This is a genomic window from Flavobacterium sp. GP15, assembly GCF_014281985.1.
GTDB lineage: Bacteria > Bacteroidota > Bacteroidia > Flavobacteriales > Flavobacteriaceae > Flavobacterium > Flavobacterium pygoscelis.
Genome location: NZ_JACFTC010000002.1, coordinates 181,302 through 202,138 on the forward strand (window position 1 = coordinate 181,302; position 20,837 = coordinate 202,138).

Annotated in this window: 9 protein-coding genes; 5 read left to right on the top strand and 4 right to left on the bottom strand. The window is 34.1% G+C overall.

What is annotated here, in order from left to right; all coding sequences use genetic code 11:
- Nucleotide 1: 1 nt before the first annotated feature.
- Nucleotides 2–355: a DoxX family protein gene (locus H2650_RS05040; RefSeq protein WP_188049670.1), complete on the bottom strand. Its 354-nt coding sequence runs from the start codon at nt 353–355 to the stop codon at nt 2–4.
- 65 nt (nt 356–420) lie between these two features.
- Complete coding sequence (locus tag H2650_RS05045; protein WP_188049671.1) at nt 421–1,329, bottom strand: DMT family transporter; 909 nt, start codon at nt 1,327–1,329, stop codon at nt 421–423.
- Nucleotides 1,330–1,562: 233 nt separating this feature from the next.
- Between H2650_RS05045 and H2650_RS05050 the strand changes: the two genes are divergently transcribed.
- Nucleotides 1,563–3,668, top strand: a complete 2,106-nt coding sequence (locus H2650_RS05050) for an outer membrane beta-barrel family protein (protein WP_188049672.1) — start codon at nt 1,563–1,565, stop codon at nt 3,666–3,668.
- A gap of 123 nt (nt 3,669–3,791) precedes the next feature.
- On the opposite strand, the gene H2650_RS05055 is transcribed toward H2650_RS05050, so the two are convergent.
- A complete protein-coding gene (locus H2650_RS05055; RefSeq protein WP_188049673.1) occupies nt 3,792–4,958 on the bottom strand; it encodes a DUF1501 domain-containing protein in 1,167 nt (388 codons plus the stop codon).
- A 16-nt stretch (nt 4,959–4,974) separates the two neighbouring features.
- Complete coding sequence (locus tag H2650_RS05060) at nt 4,975–6,363, bottom strand: DUF1800 domain-containing protein (RefSeq protein ID WP_188049674.1); 1,389 nt, start codon at nt 6,361–6,363, stop codon at nt 4,975–4,977.
- Between the two features lie 517 nt (nt 6,364–6,880).
- Here H2650_RS05060 and H2650_RS05065 point away from each other — a divergent pair.
- From H2650_RS05065 to H2650_RS05080, 4 genes are read left to right on the top strand one after another with little or no spacing between them, the layout of a single operon-like run.
- Nucleotides 6,881–7,582, top strand: coding sequence for an outer membrane beta-barrel protein (locus tag H2650_RS05065; protein ID WP_188049675.1), 702 nt, complete (start codon nt 6,881–6,883; stop codon nt 7,580–7,582).
- Between the two features lie 11 nt (nt 7,583–7,593).
- Nucleotides 7,594–8,325: an outer membrane beta-barrel protein gene (locus H2650_RS05070; protein WP_188049676.1), complete on the top strand. Its 732-nt coding sequence runs from the start codon at nt 7,594–7,596 to the stop codon at nt 8,323–8,325.
- 32 nt (nt 8,326–8,357) lie between these two features.
- Nucleotides 8,358–10,322, top strand: coding sequence for a T9SS type A sorting domain-containing protein (locus H2650_RS05075; RefSeq protein WP_188049677.1), 1,965 nt, complete (start codon nt 8,358–8,360; stop codon nt 10,320–10,322).
- Between the two features lie 53 nt (nt 10,323–10,375).
- Complete coding sequence (locus H2650_RS05080; protein ID WP_188049678.1) at nt 10,376–20,245, top strand: DUF1990 family protein; 9,870 nt, start codon at nt 10,376–10,378, stop codon at nt 20,243–20,245.
- The last annotated feature ends 592 nt before the right edge of the window (nt 20,246–20,837 follow it).

Below are 20,837 nucleotides of genomic sequence, written 5' to 3' on the forward strand. Positions count from 1 at the left end.
TTTACGTATATTGAAAAGCCCAGTAAATCAATACTAACTGCAAGGGCATTCTTAAAAGCAATACCCATTTTGGCAATCCCATTCTCGCCTTTTCATTAAAATACATATAAAGATGCGTGGGAAAAACAGCGATCAATAAAGCAATAATTCCCCAAGCAGCATAATTCGAAATACTTGCAATACACAAACCTATAGCCAAAAGTACTTCGGCCAAACCACTAATTATATTTAATAATTTTGGATTTGGAAAAGAAGGAGGGATAATTTTTATGTAAAGACGTGGATTTCTAAAATGGTTTATTCCTGCAATGAAATAGATAAATGCCATTACATACAAATGCCAAGGTAAATTCATAATAATTTGTTTGTTACGAATTTATAAAAAAATCGATGAGTTTACTAGTATTATAACACGATTTATTAGTGTAAATCTTTAGCAGTTTTCTTAAAATTGACATTCATAATGATTATCGCTAAAATAATTAAGACAATACCAAACCATTGTAGCGGATCTACTTTTTCATTTAATAAAGTATAAGCCATCATAACCGAAACCGGAAGCTCTAGCGCAGAGACAATACTTCCTAGTCCAATTCCAGTTAACGGAAAACCAGCATTCAATAACATCGGTGGAATTATAGTTCCAAATAGAGCCATAATAATTCCCCATTTTAAAAAAATATCAAAGTTAAATGGAGTAACTTGCGTAAATAAAGCAAATGTAAATACAATTACCGCGCCTCCAAGAAGCATATACAAACTTCGTTGGGTTGAAGAAATTGTGGTCGCAACACGATTAGCGGTAAACATAGTTGTAGTAAAGGAAGCAGCTGCTAAAACTCCCCACATAATGCCGCGCCAATCTAATTGTATTTCATTGTTTATTAAGTTAGTTGCCAAAACGGTTCCCACTAAAACAATAATTACTGAAATAATTTTTTGGGTCGATGGTAGTTTTTTTTCTAAAATCATTTCTAGTAAAACTCCCATCCAAACAGTTTGCATCAATAAAACGATCCCGATAGAAACAGGAATGTATTTCACGGCTAAATAATAAAAAAGACTGGTTGTTCCCAACGAAGTTCCCGCAAGCATCAAATGTAGAATATTTTTTTTCGTAGCTTTTGGAGTTGTATTCTTGTTTTTAATCTTCTGAATTAAATTTAAAAGTAGAATTCCAATAATTCCATATATAAATTGCGAAGTTGTTACTTCTGCTGTTGTAAAACCTTCTCCGTAAGCTATTTTTACAAAAGTGGCTAACATTCCGTAGCTCGTTGCACCAATTGCTACTAAGAAAACTCCTTTTAATACGCTGTTCTTTGTCATTTTTTTTAAATTTTAAAAAGCGGGCAAAGATAGGCTTTAGTTGCAACTTATGAGTAGAATTTAGAAGTTAATATTTCAGAAGTTTATTCTCCTTTTTTTATTAATTCTAGATCAGCGATTTCCTAAAATTATTATGTCGTATTTATTCTAAAAATACATTTTTCTAAATTAGAACCTAATTCTTGTAACGTTTGTTCTACTTACGAGTCTATTTAGATAATAAAATATCCATGATGAAAAATAATATCTTGTTGGCTCTATTCCTTTTTGGAAGTTTATGTACACTTCAAGCACAGGAAACACCTGCAAAAGCAGTTGAATTAAGCGAAGTATCAATTGTAAAAGTGAAGAAAGCTGTAGAACAAAAAGCAGACAGAACTATTTTTGATTTTGCAAGTCAACCCAGTTTAAATACAGGATCTGTATTAGACGGAATAAAAAAACTACCTGGATTACTTGCATCTGATGTCGCTGGAATGATGTATCAAGGAAAGCAATTGGATGTTTACTTAGATGGAAGACCATTAAATATAACTACAAATGAACTCAATTCTTTTTTAGAAGGAATGCCTGCAAATGCTATTGAGAAAATTGAAATCATAACACAACCTGGTGCTGAGTTTCCAGCAACTTCTGGTGGAGCTATTATGAATATTATTACGAATGTAAATGCTAAAAAATATTTAAGCGCAACCTTTACAAACAGCACGAATATTACTAATTATGATCATTTGAGATGGCGTGTAAACAATAGTTTGCTGCTGAGTGCTAGAAATAAATATTTTGGTTGGCAACTGAATCTTGGACAAAGTTATTCTGAAAGCGCTTTGTGGACTTCCTTAACTAAAAACGAGAATAATGTAACTACTTTAGTTTCGGCTACAGATGCGGATCGTATTGGAAGAACAAATTTTGTAAAATCAGCGCTAACTTTTGATATTGGTAAAGATAGATTGTTGCTTAATTATGATTTAAATTACAGCAATAATAATAGTGTAACTACGAGTAATGGTCCTGGGTTTAATACGGATGATGACTCTTACACAGATGCATTGCGCCAAGATTTCGTGGTGACTTACCAAAAAAAGTTTGACGACAGATCAAAGAAATTAGAGTTTAAATTCAATTATAATGATAATAAAAATGATTTTTTATTAGACTCTAGAATCAATAATACAAACGTTTTAAACAATGAATCAAATCAGCAATTATTCAATGCTAAAATTGATTATTCTCAGCCAATAAACTTTTCAGATGAAGGAAAATTGAGTTTTGGTGGTTTATATGAAGGATTGTTTTTTGAAACTCAAAATAGGAATGTGGTCAATTTAGACTATCAACGTAGAACAGCGGCTGCGTATTCAGAATTGCAAACTAAATTTAGTAATTTCAATTTTATCGTTGGTGCTAGAGCTGAGGATTACGATATTAGCGGAAAAACCAATACGACAGATTTAATTCCGTTTAAACAATTTCGATTTTTTCCTAACGCAAGTGCGCAATACAATTTTAGTAACTCTGTTTATTTTAATGTCAATTACAACAAGAAAATTAGTTTGCCGAGTACTTCTGCATTAAATCCTAACAATACCAATTATCAAAATCCCAATGTAGATTTCTCTGGAAATCCAAACTTACAACCTACAATCTTTGATAATTATGAAGTAAAATTAAGCGCGTTTGATTATGCATTTATTGGATACAATGTAAGTTCTGCTCAAAATCAAGTGGTTAATAGAGTTTTGCTAACGAATGATGTGGTGATCAATACCAATGTGAATGTGCCACAAATTAAAGTTCACAATTTTAATATTGGAATGCCAGTTCCGTATATGTTGTTTACCAAAGGACTTAAAGAAACGATGAAAATGAATGTCAATCCAGACACGATGAATTTCTTATATGTATATACGGCGTATCAATACCATCAAATTCCAGATATTAAAACCAATGGTTTTTGGATGTTAAATTTAATGTCGCAACTCTTATTGCCAAAAGATATTAAGTTTGTGGCCAACTTTACTTATATGTTTCCAAAGGGGAATTACTTTTATTTTATTGTAGATAAACCGATGCGAAATAGCTTAGATTTGACTTTCTCTAAAAAGTTTTTCAAAGATCAACTTTCCGTTTCATTGAGTGCTAGTGACATTTTTAATTCTAATCGCACTGTGGTGAGCTCCTATAATACGCCATTATTATTGTCAAGCAAATATGACTCTCGTCGATTTGGCTTTAGTATTAATTATAAAATTCCAACTAAAAACAAATTGGCTAAAGAAGGTCCAAGTTTGTTGAACAAAGAAAAAAAGGAAGAAGAAGGCAATTTGAATCAGTAAGTTTTATTTATGATTTTTGATTAACGATTTTTGATTTCTGATGTGAGAATCTAGATAAGTAAATAATTTATTTTCAACCACAAAATCGGCCTTCAAAAATCGTTAATCTTTAACGAGAAATCTTTAAAATAGTCCTTGCAATGCTTTATTCTGTATTCCTATTTTAGTAGGATCAAAGTCTAGTTTGTTTTTTAATAAACTCGCATATACACTTCTAAAATCTGTTTCGTATTTTAAATCACCTTGATCTAAATCTGATAGATTGGGATTATTACCAATGATTTTGCCTCGGTTGTTACCGCCAATAACAAACATTGGTGCTGCTGTTCCGTGATCCGTTCCTTTGCCATTGTCTTTTACGCGACGACCAAATTCAGAAAAAACAACAATAGTTACATTTTGTAATAAAGAGGCTTTTTTTAAATCGGTATAAAATGAAAATAACGCATCATTCAATTCCGTTAATTTGTTGTTTTGAATCGCCAATTGGTTGTCGTGCGTGTCAAATCCGTTTAGCGAAGTATAATATACTTTTGAATTCAAATTTCCTTTAATTAAACGGGCAATCCAAGCTAGATTTGTAGCCAAACCCGTTTTAGGATAGCTAATTTCAGTGTTTGATTTAGCTAATGCTTTCTGAATCTCATCAGAACCTTCAGTAACCGAATTGGCAATTTTTCGAACAAAATCCAATTGCGGATTATCAGATAAAGTTATTGTGTCCTCTTTTTGATTTTTAGTTTTAAAAACATTCGGGTTTTTCACCGTAATCGAATTAGGTTCTAAGCCTTTTAATGCCAAATTATCAATAGTGTCTATGTTGATTCCGGCAGTTGGTTGATGATCTTTACATTGCAAATCCAGATAGCGACCTAGCCAACCTTCGTTGCTATATTTATTAAAATCTGAAGCAGTTTGCCAAATTTCTTGACTGCGAAAATGCGAGCGATTAGGTTCAGGATAACCCACATTTTGAATTACCGATAAATCGCCATTTTGCTGCATTTCTGCAAATCCTTTCAAGGCTGGATGAAATGCCATTCCTTTATTTTTGCTAACAACAGCCTCGTTAGATAAAGCGATTTGTGGACGCAAGTTGTAATACAATGGATCCTCAAAAGGAACGAAGGTGTTCAGTCCATCATTTCCTCCATTTAATTGTACAAAAACAATGCATTGATCTCCAATAATTAAGTTTTGTTGCGAACCAAAAGCATGTAAAAAATCGGGTAAAAGTAGCGCGCCTCCAGTAAATGTTCCCGTAAGTGTCAAAAAGTTTCTTCTATTCATTTTCGCAATTTTAAAATTAAATCAATTGATATTCGGGCATTTTTATCATGGCATTATACAAGCGCAAAACAACCTGATTGGCATTCTCTGCTTTTGGATTGAAATCATATTTAATGATATTCTCAAAATCTTTTTGGGATGCAATATCTACCGAACACAACAATCTATTTTTTAGTTCCGTTATAATTTGCTTGTTATTACCATTATTGTTCCAATTGATTTCAACCTGTTTTGTTTTAATGTTTTTGTCTATCATTTCCTCGTTTGGTTTGACATTTTTTCTATTTAAACCGCGGCCGCTACAAAGTAAATCAGCAAGATTATTCCGTTGTAAATAGACTTGTGAAGTCAACCAAGAATTTCCGCCAACCCATCCTTTTACATTGGGTTGGTTGTATAAATCCATTCCTTGTTCTTTTATAAAATTGGCAATCAATTTTGGGTTTGAATTTTCAATATGAAGTTCGGATAGTAGTTGTAAAACATATTCCAACGGATTTTTTATTTTAGAACCGGCATTATTTTTAGTGTATTCCTCAGTAAATATTTTTATTAATAAAGGCTGAATTTCAAAATCAACTTTTCGAAAATAATCACCATAATATTCAACTAATTTCTCTTTTGGTGTATCGTAAATAAACCATCCTAGAATTTTTCTTGTAAGGAGATAAGGAATTTGCTTTTGTTCGAAAATTAGATCTACTATATCATCACATTTGAAGTTTCCGGTTTTTCCAAAAAAAGTCTTCACGTCATTATCCTCGAAAACGCGGCGGTATTGAGCTCCTTCTTTTCCAATTCCTAAACCTGCTAAAGCTTTGGCACCATTTTTTATATCAGACTCCGTATAATTTCCAATTCCTAATGTGAATAATTCTAATAACTCTCGGCTTAAATTTTCGTTGTTTTTCCCTTTTTTATTGTCCGTATTATCAAGATAACGCACCATTGCGTTGCTTTTTAATATTTTTTTTGTCAATTCCTTGAAATTTCCAAAAGCATTTTCTTCTAGAATTTGATGGTGTTGATAGATATAATAATTGACTTTTACCTTTTGAAAAGTTGCTACAAAATGGTTGTGCCAAAAACAGGTCATTTTCTCTCGTAGAGGAAATTCTTCATTTCTCATTTTATCAATCCACCACGCTTTCATTTCTAGTGAAACTTTAGCTTCAGTAATACGTAATTGCTTTCTAGCCTCCGTATTATCTTCTTTGTATTGCATTCGGAGTTGCTTGAAATCTTCCGCCGTTTTAGGACTATTTTCTAGAAAATCGGGTATTTGTTTTTCTGATTTTTTCTGGAAAGACTTTTCAAGAAATGAACTCAAACCAATTTCTGAAATAGTTTGTGCTTCTTTAGAGGAAAAACCAAGTCGTAATGACCAAAGTACTGTATTGTCCATACTATTAATGGGATTAAAATCGAATGATAATTATCAAGAAAAAGGAACAATGTTGCTGTGATTTTTCTCTTTTAGTTCTCAATTAGGACAGCCATTTTACCAAAAGGTTTAATAAAGAAGATTGATTCGAGAAGAGAGAAAAGACGATGTAATCTTGATTAGTGAATTAAAATAAATCAATTTCTATCATAAAATAAAAAGAACAGCACTTTTATGATTCTCAAAAAAACCTCTTTTTTTTTAAATATGATCACTTAATGCTTCTTGTATTTTTTAACTTAAAGTCTTACTATAACAAAAGAAACTGAGGTTTTAAAAACTTTTTTTAATAGTAAAATAATATAAATATTGTTATTTTTTTTTAAAATATATCAGATTATTCTTTATTAATAAAACTAATAATTAATAAAATATGTAGCTATTTTTTTATTTTAATCATTTGTATATTTAACATTTGTATTTTAAAAATGTGTTGATATTTAAAATATTACCTTCTATATTTGCAAAAAAATTTTGCATGAAAGTAATACAATACTTATCAATTTTTTGTTGTTTTTTTAACACTTTGATTTATTCCCAACACGACACCAACATTACTTATGGTTTGAAGTTCGGGGCTTTACACTCAAAAATCAGTAATCTTCCAGAGAGTATAAAGGGACGCGATAATACATTTGATAATAGTAAGATGGAAACCAAAGGTCTTTATGGTTTAGAAGGTGGTTTTTTCTTGAATTTTAAATTATATGATACTCGCGTAGCCATTCAGCCCGAAATTTTGTTTAGACAATCGGGAGAGACCGTTACCTACAAGGATAAAGTAGGTAAGGAGTTTGAGTTAGGGCTCAATTATTCTTACATAGAAATAGGTGCATTGTATAAAGTATATCCTTACAAGGGATTAAATTTAGGTTTTGGTGCTTTTTATGGTGTGAGCCTTTCACCCAATAATGTTACTTATAAATCGAATGAAGCTGGCGGATTATATGATGTAGCTACTAGACAGTTTTATCAAGATGGTCTAGATGGTGCAGATGATTTTTCGATGTGCTTTTCTCTCGGATATGAACTTCAGCAAAGTATTCATTTTGATCTACGCTATTATTTAGGTGTAAAAGATGTAGTAAAAAGTAACGCTTCCTCCTTTCAATTTATCGAAAATCAAAATAAAACCAACACTATTAGTCTTTCCTTAGGCTATAGTTTTCACCAATGGTAATTTCAAAAAAAATGAAAAAAATTATTATAATCCTTTTTTTAATTGGCGCAAAATCACTTTCAGCTCAAGGAGATAGAAGAATCACTTACGGGCTTTTTGTGGGCGGAATGTATTCAAAAATGTCTAATCTTCCTGATGTAATTGTACCCAAAGGAATTTATGAAGGCTACACTTTAGAAGAGAAAGGAAAGTTTGGTCCTACCGCAGGGTTTTTAATTAACTGGAAATATCCGTATGCAAAAGTAAGTATTCAAACCGAGGTTTCGTATTCTCAACAAGCCACCGATTTGAATTATGAAGATGTAAAAGGTCTTGAATACAAAATAAATTTTGGTTACAGTTATCTTAATACCGCCACTCAATTTAAGTATTATCCGTATCAAGGTTTATATGTTGGTGTTGGTCCAGGTGTGTCTTTTAATATCAATGCTAATAATATAAAATACACTTCCAATAGTCAAGAGTTATTTGCAAATTCTGGAGTTTATTTTGAGCCTGATGCCAACGTACAAAAAGTTTTGAGAGAAGCGCTTACCGGTAAAAATTATTTTTACGGAATATTCTCAGCTGGATACGAATTTGAATCCAATTGGACTGTTGGAGCCAGATATACTTTGGGGCTTACAGATGCTTTAGCAACTGAAGAAAACGGGCATCGCTACAGCGAAAATAAAAATAAGATTAATAGTATTTCATTAATTATTGGATATTCATTTGATTTTGATGATTTGGCGAATTTTTAATAGCGATTTCATTTTTTAAAATAGTAGAAATTATGTGTAGAAGGATTTTTTTAGTATTGGTTTTTATTGCGTTATCGACCAGTAATTTAATTTTTTCGCAACAAAAAATAAAACCTGGTGCTGTACAAGATCCTACTTTTTGGCTGACTTCAAGAAATAGTGGAGAAGCTTATTATTGGGAAAATCGTACGGATAATGAAGGTAAAATAACTGCTAAAAAACAAACGGGAACGGCTTTCAATTTTAACCCTAGTATAATCTTTGATGCGACACAAGATTCTTTGATTCTGCCATTAGGAACGGATAAAAAAAGGAAACAGACCTTATTTCTAGTCTATAAAGTAAAAGATAGTTTAAAAGAACAGTTTTTATGGACAATAAATGATCCGAAAAAAATAGTAGCACTTGCCACCAATAAACGTTTGGTAGATTTAAAAAAATATTCGTACCAGTCTTATAAAGAAAAAATAAAACCTCATAAAGCCAATATTCATTTTTTTCAGCAGAATATTACCGATACCATAGCGCGCTCTTCGTCACTAACCATCGGTCAAAGGTCTAAGTTAGAAAAATTACCGCCAGAAGATTTTAAAGGGAATATAGGTGAAATTTTGGTGTACAATAGAGTACTCTCGGGATTAGAAACTCAAAAAGTAGCTAGCTATTTAGGTATTAAATATGGAATTTCTCTTTCGCAATTTGAAAGTAAAAATTACCTCAATAGTTCAGGAGATATTATTTGGGATATAGATAAACACAAGGGATTTGAAAATTCTATAACTGCTGTAGGAAGAGACGATGCGAGTGGATTGTTACAATTAAAAAGTAGCAATATGATAGAAGAAGGTTTGCTTACTATTGCTCTTAAAAGTAAAAGCAACAAAATACCTAATAATTATTTTTCTTTTTGGAGTGATAACAGCAAAAATCTTATAGTAAAAAAACAGGAACAAGGAGCGCCAATAGGAATTGCGAGAGAATGGCAATTGGATTTTGTGAATCCAAGTGATTTAAGTCTGGATTGGAGTTTTAATACGAGTTTAATAAAAGGGACTTTACCTAAAAATACTTTTTACTGGTTGTTAGTCGATTATTCAGGAAAAGGAACTTATCAAGAAAAAGATTCAGAATACATACGTTTAGGAAGTACAGAAACACAACAAAAACTAGTGTTGAATGATTTTGATTGGGACAAACAAAAAACAGGAAAAACTAATTTTACTATAAAAATTGCTCCAGAAATGTTCAGCAGCGTTTGGATTACAGAAGCTACTTGTGGAGTAACGGGATCCGGAGAATTAAATTATACTATACAAGGAGGTGAAGCTCCTTTTGTAGTAACAGTAAAAAAAGAAGGAAGTGATACTGTCGTAAAACAATGGAACCAAGCTGCTAAAAGTGCTAGTGGAGTACAACTTTCGTCGGGGAATTACGAGTATATTGTTAAAGATGCAAAAGGCAATTTATACACAGAAACTGTTTTTGTAGCTGACAAAGAAGGTACTTTCCCAGATTTAAAATCACAATACCAACTCACGAACGGTAACACAATTACACTTGATGCAAGTCAAGGGTTGAAACCAGGAAATTATGAATACAAATGGTATTATGAGGGGAATTTTATTGATGATAATCCTAAAATTTTAATAGATCAAGCCGGTATTTATGAACTTCGATTATCAAGTGATAATCTATGCAAGACTTCGACTAAAATTGCGGTTTCTACAGATGGGAAAGAAAATTTAGATTCTAATATCTTGATATTATATCCAAATCCAACAATTGACGGTCATTTTACAATAGCCATGCAATTTGTTCAAAAAACGGATGCCACAATTGCTATACATTCGTTAAATGGAAAATTAATTCAGGAAAAGGAATTCAAGCAAATAGAAAATTACCTATATGATGGGGTTATCAACGCTTCATCAGGAATGTATCTTGTTACCGTAAAATCAGATTTTGGAACTAAAACTTTTAAAGTGATTGTTAAATAGTTCCATTTTAAATAAAAATTAACCGATTGCCCCACAGTCGATTACTATTCGTTATGAAAAATAAAATTATAATTAGTGTCCTTTTAGTTAGTTCCTTTTTGTTTGCAATAAATTTAAAAAACAATGCTGTTGTTTCGTTATTAACTACTCATTTTTTTGAAGAAGAATCAACTGAATCCCTTCCTGAAAAGGTAAAATTAGATCCCGCGTTGGTTACTCCGTCAAAAGTATTTGATGCAGATATTCAACTAGGAGTAATTGGTATTCAAGATGAAAATGATTCGGATGATGCCTATGATAACGTATTTCATTTTAAAATTGATGCGGAACCTGCTTCAACTGAAAGTGCCTACTTAGAATACGAATTATATGGTTTTGATCAAGCAGCTTCTATCTCTAGAAGTGTAAATAATCAGCCTAGTATTGGAGGACAATTTTTATCGCCTAATAAAAGTTGGAACCAACAATCAGAATTACTCTCTGAAAAATCATTAAGAAATGGAGATAATGTGGTTTTGTTTACCGCATCAGAAGGAGTGGCGAATTCGTATAAAATAAAAAATGTTCGAATTGTCTATAAATCGGTAGTTCCTTCAAATGAGCTAACACTTTTACAGTCAGAAACTAAGTTATACATCAAAGGAACTAATTTTCCGTCTCAAATTAAATCACTAACTATAGCGGGGATTGCAATAGATATGAGCGAACCAGAATTTGAATTGGTTTTAGATCGTAAAGAAGCTGAAAAATCTATACTGTTGACCAAAGAGACGATAACAGGAAAAATAAGCAATGAGAATTTAGTGTTAAGTGATTTCAAAAAAGTGGATCGCTTTGTTGCTGTAGAAAATGCAAAAGAACGTTTTTTTAAAACTATTGATTTTCAAACGGAAAGTAAAATGGTTTACAAAGATTTCTCGGCTATTTTCCCAATTGGTGCTTTGAAAAATAAAGTAACAGTTTCTGTGAGTGGTTTGCGAAAAATAGACATAGCCCCTCTAAATACGGCTATGGTCAATGTGACTAAAACGAATGCTGGTTTTCGATTGTTGCCACACGGAACTGTTTTTGAAAAAGCAGTTCATTTGTCTTTACCTTTTGATAAAAAAGCCATTCCAGAAGGATATACGGAAAAAGACATCAACGTATTTTATTTTGATGAAAATAAACGACTTTGGCAGGAGGTTCGAAAGGATTCTTTGGATATAAAAGGCGGAATGATCAGTGCAAAAACGACACATTTCACGGATTTTATTGCTGGAATTATAAAAATGCCCGAATCTCCAGAAACTTCTGGTTATACGCCAACGAGTATTAAAGATTTAAAAGCAGCAAGTCCATTAGTTGGAATTCAGTCTATTGCGCCACCTTCGGCCAACGGAAGAGGAACTGCAAGTACCGGTTTTGGAATCGCAATACCGAACGGAAGAGGCGGAATGCAACCTTCCTTTAATTTGCAATACGACAGTGATGGTGGACACAGCTGGGCAGGAATGGGTTGGGATGTTTCGGTTCCATCCGTTAATATAGAAACTCGTTGGGGTGCACCACGATATGATGCCAATCAAGAAACGGAATCGTATTCGATCGCCGGAGAAGCCTTGATTCCGAATACACATCGCGCTGCTTGGGTAAGTAGAACTGCAGACAAACAATTTTATCCGCGTCGAGAAGGTGCTTTTCAAAAAATTATCCGCAAAGGATCTTCACCGAAAGACTATTATTGGATTGTGAGAGATAAAAGTGGAGTGGCTAGTTATTATGGTGGAACGACATCTGGCTTAGCGGATAATAGTATTTTGCAAGATGCTTCGGGAAATATTGGACATTGGGCTTTGGCAATGCAAGTCGATTTGAAAGGGAATACGGTTCAATATGAATACGATAAAAAGGAAGGCGAACTCTATCTTAAAAAAGTCTACTATACCGGTTTTGGTTCCGAAAAAGGAAATTATAGTGTTTCTTTTATTAAAAATACCGATTTGGGTGAGCCCAACCGAGCAGATGTTCAGGTTTCGGCGAGATTGGGTTTCAAGCAATTGAACAACCAATTACTACGAAAAATTGAAGTGCGTTACAAAGACCAAATGGTTCGCAGTTACGAATTGAATTATAAGGAAGGTGCATTCAAGAAAACCTTATTAAAATCGATTTCAGAATTTGATTCGGAATCGAAATTGTTTTATACCAACACATTGGATTATTTTGATGATGCGCGAGAAGCAGGTGTCTATAAGCCTTTTGGAGAGGAACAGGTTTGGACAGTGCCTAACAATAACATAAAACAAGGTTTTACAGGTATAAAATTTTTTGAAAGTAACCACACATTAGTAGGGAGTACGATAGGTAATTCAAAGGGAATCAACTATAGAATAGGTGTTGGTCCTAGTAGTGCTGGCTATAAAAATAATACTATAGGAGCTCATGGAGGAAACAATTGGGGAGAATCTGAAACTTTCGTTGTCTTACAAGACTTAGATGGAGATGGTTATCCTGATAAGGTATTTTCAAAAGGTAACGTTGTTTATTATTGTAAAAACTTGATGGCTACAGTGCCTTTTACCTTTGATATTCCTAAGATTATAACGGGTATAAATGATTTAGGCGTTAGTAAAAGCAAATCTTTTAGTTGGGGTGTGGATGCGAGTATTGGTAATGGAGTGACTTCCGCTAATATTGGGTATGATGAACAGCGTTCAACCAATCGATCGATTAGTTATTTTATGGATTTTAATGGAGATGGATTAGTTGATTTTGTAGAGAATGGAAAAGTACAATACAATCGTATTGTGGATGGTGTCCCTACTTTTTTAACATCCAGTTTGGCTACTCCTGCACCGGTTTCAGGCATTGGAACATTAACGCTTACTGCTCCAGATCGAACAGTCGAATTAGATGAATTGTTGAAAAAAAATCCATTGAATGATGTAGTACGGGTATGGCAAGCTCCTGTAAATGGTACTATTGCTGTAAACCAAAGTTATCAATTACTAGAAGATACCTCCAAACAAAGACAAGACTACAAAACTAGAAATGGAATTGATAAGGCAGATGGGGTGCACCTTTATTTTCAGAAAAATAACGATCTTATTTGGGATGAAGTCATTTCAGGAACAGATTATACAATAAAAACAAGACCTGCACAAACACTAACCGTCACAAAAGGAGAACGTTTATATTTTAGAGTGAGTTCGATAAAGGATGGTAATTTTGATAAAGTATCTTGGGATCCAAAAATCGAATACATCAAAGTACGAGAGTATTATTATGAAAATAATAGTGTTAAAAACAGATTGAATGATGTGTTGACTACAGATAATGATGCTAATTTAGTTTCACTCAAAAATTTCCAAGCATCAGAAGATTTTTTTGTAAGTTCTTCCAATCCTATAGTGGTTCCTAAGTCAGGAATAATTAATTTCTCTGGTACTCTTAAAAAGCCATTTACATCGGACCATGTTACTTTAAAAATTGTAAAAAATGTAATGGGTTCCAATGTTGAAACAATATTGTACAAAAAAACATTTTTAGCCTCAGAAATTGTCAATTTTGATTTAACTTCTCTTTCTTTTAATATTCCTGAAGACAATGCTTTTATCAGAACGCAAGTTGAAACTTTAACTAATATTGATGTAAAAACTTTAGAGCTTAATGCTATAGTTACAATCCCTGCAATGCCAGGGACAAAACCAGAAGACAATATCAAAAAAGTAGATGTTTCACATTCTTTTTACTCTAAAATAGATGGAAATTATGTTATTAATGGAGAAAAACCAACAATTACAGGAAAACTAGTAATTAGTATAAATCCATTAGATTATCAGCTTATAGAACAACCTCTTGCCTCAGATTATAATGGGAAAATTATTATTTCTGCAAAACAAGCTAATAAATTAGTGGCAAGAAAAACGTTTGATGTGGTTGATGGTAAATTAGAGGAAACAACTTCAGTTTTTGACAACACCTATGTTTATCCTGAAACTCAACAAGATCAGCCTATAGATTTAGAGGTTTATGTAAGTAATACTAAACTTAATGAAATTATAAAATCTTATCCTAATGGCAAATTAAAAATTAATTATAAAATTGAAATACCAATAGAAGAAGCCCCTTATGTATTAAGATGGGTCGCAAGTACCGATAATTTTTCTATTTTTTCTGATTGGAATGAAACCGATGCAAATTTTGGTATTCAGTATAAAAATTGGGGTCGCTTTGCAATTAATGGAAATCTTGCGGGAAATCTGATTAACCAATCACAGCTGAAATTTAACAGTAACAATAACATTGACACGGATAATTTTCCAGACATTAATTCATTAGACCCAGATAGTATGCCGGAAGAATTTAATACTAACAATCAGTATTTTATTCCTATGGCTGCAAAGTATTCCGATACTTTTTTTTACGGTGGTGAAGAAAATATTTTCATTCAAAGGGAATTTATGGGAACAAGTCGATTGGGTGAAGACGATTTTGCAGAATATGCCGATTTTTCTTCACCTGTTACATCTATAACAGGAGGCGAAACAGAAGCTTTAGATATGATTACCGAAAGTAAAAGTCGCAGTATTGGAGGCGGCGGAGGTATTGGCGTTGGCTCAGGTGCAATCAGTGGAGGTTTGTCTGCTTCAAAAGGAGATTCCTACGTTGTTCAAACCATGAGTGATATGAATGGAGATCGATATCCCGATTATATTAGAGATGGAAAGGTTCAGTTTACAACTCCTATGGGAGGAAAAGAAAATAGATTACAAGATACGGGTAATTTTAGTCATTCAAAAACGACTAGTTTAGGCGGAAGTGCTTCGGGTAGCTATAGCCATGGAGGGACTCAAAGTTCGGCTAGTGTAGATATTAGCAAAACAGGTGTCAAATTCAATAGTGCGAAAACAAATGCTGGTTCCAATGCAGCAAAAGTAGGAGGTACGGTGAGTTTGGGTGGTAATATAGGTTTCTCAAACGATCATTCCACACATATTTATTCCGATATTAATGGTGATGGATTAGCGGATAAAATTCAAGATAACGAATCAGTAGCGCTGAATACGGGTTATGGTTTTCTTCCCTCTGAAACTTGGCCTAACATGAACGTTATTAACAAAGGAAAATCTCTTGATATAGCTGGTAATGCAGGATATAGTATTTATAATGGATCCTTTTCTGGAGGATTAAACTATTCGCACACCACTTCGGATAATTCTAATTCCTTTTTAGATATTAATTCGGACGGTTTGGCAGATAAAATTACTTACCACGACAATGCTGTGTTGGTCGAATTGAATATGGGTAATTCATTTGCACCAGCGATAACCTATCCTCGTTATGAGTCTATGACACGAAATACCTCATCAAGTTATGGCGGGAATGTAGGTTTTTCAATTCCAATTAATGTTTGGCTATTAAAAATTGTGCCTAGTTTTGGCGCTTCAATAGGAACTTCAACCTCTCGTACCGAAGCTACTTTCAACGACATCGATGGTGACGGTAACCTCGATTACATCCTTTCAACTGACGAAGACAACCTAACCGTCCGCCTTTCGAACATCAAAAGAACCAACAAGCTAAAAGGCGTGACCAACGCAGCGGGCAACAGTTACGTGGTGGATTACGAATTACTAAAACCAACTTATGAAAATCCAAATGCCAAATGGGTTTTGCAATCCGTAGATATCAATGATGGACATGTGGGTGATGGAATCGATCATTCGATAGCGAAATTCAAGTATGAAGATGGGTACTACGACCGTCGCGAAAGAGAATTTTATGGTTTCGCAAAAGTGATTCAACAACAAATCGACGCTGCTGATAATTCAGTGTTTGCAACCACTACGCAGGAATTTTACAATCAAGATTATTTTAGAAAAAATTTGTTGAAACGCAGTTATACGTTGGACAAAAGCAATAAAATGCGTCAAGAATCGGAGAATGAATACAGTTTTATTGACGTAGTAACACAAGCGAGTGTGCCAGTTTCAGAATTGAATTTGCCTTCCTGTGATGCCAAACGTATTTTTGTGGGATTGATTCATACCAACCAAAAAATGTACGAGGGCGGAAGTGAGTATTTAGAAACCAACACTTTTAGTACCTACGATGCCAACGGAAATATCACGCAATACGACGATTTAGGAAACGGTACCACTACGGATAAAGTAACGGCAAAAATTACGTATCACGAAAGTGCAACCCCTTATTTTGGTGGAATTCCGAAACAATTGGAAGTATTTACTAAGGACGGATTGCGCCGCAAGAGAGCCACGACCATTAATACGACAACGGCTGAGGTTACTCAAATAAAAAACTACAGTGCGGCTGATAAAATTGCCATAACCGATATTGCTTATGATGCATACGGAAACCTTCAAAAAATAACCGGTCCAGCCAATTACAAAGACCAACGCATGACAATGAATTATGTGTACGATGGCGAAAATCATAGTTTTTTGACTGAAATAAAAGATGCTTTTGGATATCAGAATAAAATGGAATACGATTACCGCTTTGGCATTCCGCTAAAAACGACTGATCGAAACGATCAAAGTACTGAATATACGATTGATGCCGTAGGTCGTCCCAAAACTATTCGAGGTCCTTATGAAATTGCCAGTGGAAAACCGTATACGATTGCTTACGATTATTTTCCAACAGCAAAAGTTCCGTACGCAAAAACTAGAAATTACGATCCAGAGTTGGATAAAGATATCGAAACCTATACCTATACTGATGGATTGGGCAGAGCCTTGCAAGTAAAGAAAACAGCTAGTTTGTTTACTGCCGCAGGAAGTCCCGATCAGGAAGCCCAAATTGTCTCAGGAAAAATTATTTATGATGGTTTAGGTCGCCCGACAACCAGTTATTATCCAACGACAACTACTACTATAGATGCTGCTTTTAGTACGGCATTATCTAGTGTGAATCCGACCAAAACCGAATATGATGAAGTTGGTCGTGCCGTAAAAGTCACTTTGCCAGACGGAAGTAGCAATACCACTACTTTCAAAATAGATACTTTTGAAGGAGTTCCCACCATGCTGACTACGCAAACCGATGCGTTGAACAAAACGGTGCAATCGCAAACGGATGTTAAAGGCAGCAATTTGGCGAGTATTCAAAATGATTTGGTGACTAAGTTTGATATTAATGCTTTAGGCGAAACCATTCAGGTCACGGATGCGATGGATCACATTACCAAAAGCACCTACGACTGGCTGGGCAGAAGAACCGAGTTTACACATCCCGATGCAGGAACTACGGCAATGGAATATGATTTGGCAGGAAACCTAACCAAACGTGTTACACAGGATATTAAAAATACGGTTCCTAATGGTGGAGCTATAAAATACGAGTATGATTACAACCGTTTAGAAAGCATCAAATATCCAAAGAATCCACAAAACAACATACAATACAATTATGGTAAAGCCAACGGAACGGCATCGCGCAGAGGCAGACTGTGGTTTGTGCAAGACGCCAGTGGCGGACAAGAATTTTTCTATGGCAAACTAGGCGAAGTCGAAAAAGAAATTCGAACCTTGCGTATTACACCAACCGATGTGCAAACCTATATTTCGCAGTTCGAATACGATACTTGGAACCGAATTCAGAAAATGACCTATCCCGATGGCGAAGTAGTGGATTATACGTATAATCGAGCGGGTAATTTGCAAAGCATGCAAGGCAAGAAAGAAAGTCATACGTATGATTACATCAAGCAATTGGCGTATGATGAGTTTGAGCAACGCAAGTATTTGAAATACGGAAACGACACCGAAACGAATTATACCTACGATCCAACGATGCGCCGATTGCAACAACTGCAAGTAAAAAGTGGTTCGCGACAAGTGATGAACAATTCGTATGGCTATGATTTGGTAGGGAATGTATTGAACATTAAAAATACCGCTCCGATTATCAATAATACATTGGGCGGAACCTCCAATCATGAATACCAATACGATGATTTTTACCGACTGAAAACTGCCAAAGCGCTTTACAACGGAGAGTTTACCGAAGCCAAGTATGAGCTGAACATGAGCTACAACAAAATGCACAACATTACTAATAAAAATTTAGTGCATACGGTGAACAATGAGCAAAAAGGCTATGTGTTGGATTATAACTACGATAACGAAGTGCATCCGAATGCGCCGAGCAAAATTGTTGAAGTAGGAAAATCTGAGCCAAGAGTTTACATTTATGACGGTAACGGAAACCCAACAAATTATTCTGAAGAAAAAAGTTTTAGAAAAATGACCTGGGACGAAGAAAATCGTTTAATGGGAATCAATGATAACGGAAGAATTCATCAATATACATACGATGCAGGAGGCGAAAGAGTTATAAAAAGTTCTGGAGATTCTCAAAACGTGGCCATCAACGGGCAAACGGCAGCAACTATTGTACATACCGATGATTATACAGGATATATTTCTCCTTATTTTGTGATCAGCAAAGGGAAATTTACCAAGCATTATTTTGAAGGCGCAGGACGAATTGTGAGCAAATTAGGAAACGGCGCCTTTGCACAACCTTTGGGTATTACGGCAGGCGGAGTAAATTATACAAACCTTACGGCAGAGCAACAAAAAGCAATGGACGCTTATGTAAAGAGTTTAGGTTTGCCACCAGGACCACCCACACAACAGGGGATTTATGCCACACCCGAGTTTACGGGCAATCCGTATCCGAGTGAAGTGCTAAAACCCGCGGCAGAAAACCAAGCACCACCCGAAGGCTGGCCAAAAAATCCTATTTTTAATAAACCCGGCGATGTTCCAGGACCTCCGGTGCAATTTGGCCCGCCTGTGGAACCAACAACGGTGAAGCCTGGAGAAGGTTTTACAGGAATTGGATTGCCTGAGAATGATATTTTTTATTTTCACCCCGATCATTTGGGAAGTACTTCGTATATTACAACCCGAAACGGAAGCATAAGCCAGCATGTTGAGTACATAGCCTTTGGAGAGATATTATTTGAGGAGCATTCTAGCTCGTTTTCTTCACCGTACTTGTTTAATGGAAAGGAACTCGACAGAGAAACGAATCTTAGCTATTATGGGGCGAGGTATTTAGATATGAAGACTAGCCTTTGGTTAAATGTTGATCCGTTGGCAACTTACAATCCTGTTTTTGAAAAGCAATTTTATTTTGATGGACAGCATAATGGAGGTGTTTATAATTCTGGTAACTTAGCTTCTTATGCGTATTGTTATCAGAATCCAATTAATCTCATAGATCCAAATGGAAAACAAGTAAAATCAAAAGCACAAACAGGTTGGTGTGAGGGATGTGCTGATATAGGATTAAAAGATGGAGATTATTCGAGTGACGTTCAAAATCAAGTATATACTGCAACCGTTCAGGGAGTTTCACAAAAACAGTTTAATTCATTTAAAGAGGTATTTACCACAAATCCGGGGAAAATAACGACAAATACTTTTGCAACTTATGATTTAATTGATAGAGATGGTAATGGTAAATTGTCAAAAAACGACCATATAGATATTGATATTTCAGGACCTGATAATGCATCTGTTAAAGTTAAGTCAGTTACATCAAATTCAACTTCTTTTAGTGCAAATTTTGTAACTTTGGAAGGACATACTGATGCTGGAGAGATTTATTTCTCTGGTTCAATTAAGAATGGAGTCGTTACTTTTACAATCAATAATACAACTAGAACAAATACAGGTATGAGTTTACTTGGAGCACCATTAGTTAGCAGGGCTGCTCAAAAAGCACAGTGGAGAAGAGTAATGGCTAATTTTGGAGATTTTTTTAAAAAACCTGTTAGTTCAGCAACACAGAAAATTTCAGAATACGATTATAATGATTATACAAATAAACAAGGTGATCTTGAATTTACAACTACAGTTGATAAAACAAAAGATGTTCAAAGTCTCCAAAAAACTAATAATTAATTAATATGAAGACAATTAGTTTGTTCATCCTTTTTATCTCAATTCTGTTTATTTTTGTGAAGTGCCTTAGATATTTAAAAAAGGAAAATATACTATATAAATATTTAACAATTTTAGGAATATTATATTTAATTGATATTGCTTTAGCGAGTTTTATAATTGATTATTTTTCTTTATTTGAAGGATTAAATTCAAAATATGATTTTGAAGAAGTTTTTTATACAATTTTACTATGGTCATATTTACCTATCGTTTTACTAATAATAATTGGTTCAGTTTGGTGGTTGGTTGATATTTTTTATTTAAAAAAAAAACTAAAGGTATAAAGTAAGAAAAAAGTCCAATCGCTCGGATATGTCGACAACGCTAGCGCAGATTTGCAATCTGTGCCCACAAAGTTGAGCAAGTAAACAAAGAGAAATGAGTATAAAAAAAACCGAGCAAATTGCTCGGTTTTTTGTGTTTTATAGAGTTAAGGCGTTTGAGAGTGTCTGTTTTATTTTTAGATTATAAATTGCCATATCAATAATACTAAAAATAGATTCTTTTTGTTTGCTGTCTAATTGTTCAATCAATTGCCCCAGCTGGCGCG